The organism is Oleiphilus sp. HI0123 (genome assembly GCF_001635315.1).
In genome coordinates this window covers 1-837 of the sequence record NZ_LWGE01000080.1, presented here as the reverse complement: position 1 = coordinate 837, position 837 = coordinate 1, and the positions used below count along the sequence as shown (strand labels likewise).

Here is an 837-nt window from a genome sequence, read left to right as displayed (position 1 = left end):
ATATACTTCAAAACTATGATGATAAGCACCTCGAAAGTAGAACCGATTAATTGCGGCGACATCCACCTCCTTAGCCAGGCTCTCAAAGCTTGCGGTGACCCTCTTCGCCTTCAGATCCTTCAGGTACTGCAGTTTGAGACCTTTGGCGTACTCGAGCTGACTCAACTTTTTAACACCAAACAGTCTGGCATGAGTCACCATTTAAAGGTACTCAGCCAATCAAGTCTTGTAGAAGCACAGCGCGAAGGTAATGCCGTCTTTTATCGTCGTCCAGTCTCATTCGATTCACAGCGAGTAAAGTCTACTACTGAACAATTATTTTCCTTAGTTGACCAGTGCCCGCTTGATCAAAGCCTACAAGACAAAATCAAATGTATTCAGGAACAACGTGCAGTTCAATCGCAAGCATTTTTTTCGCGCAATGCAGACCGCTTTCATGAACAACAAGAGCTTATTGCGAAACATAGCTTATATGCGCAAGCAAGCTTTGAGCTTCTTCTGCAAGAGCAGCGCGCCAATCTAGCAGAACAAACCATTATTGAATTTGGGCCAGGAGAAGGTCATTTTCTACGCCCGCTTAGCGAGACATATAAATCCGTTATTGCCATCGATAACTCTCAAGATATGCTAAATAAAGCGCGTGCTTTTGCGCTAAGTGAAGGTTTGAACAACATTACCTTTGAATTAGGCGATACCCATAGCTATAAAAACTTGTGCAACAAAAACGAAAGGCCGCAAGTAGACGCAGCTGTCATGAATATGGTTTTACATCATGTTCCCGCCCCTGCTCAAATATTTATTGATGTCTATGCAATTTTAAAGCCTGGCAGTTCATTG

General features: G+C 43.1%; 1 protein-coding gene. It reads left to right on the top strand.

Annotated features, from left to right (window positions below):
* Window positions 1-15 precede the first annotated feature (15 nt).
* On the top strand, window positions 16-837 hold an 822-nt coding region (locus A3761_RS00885), incomplete at its 3' end, for a metalloregulator ArsR/SmtB family transcription factor (protein ID WP_068749637.1).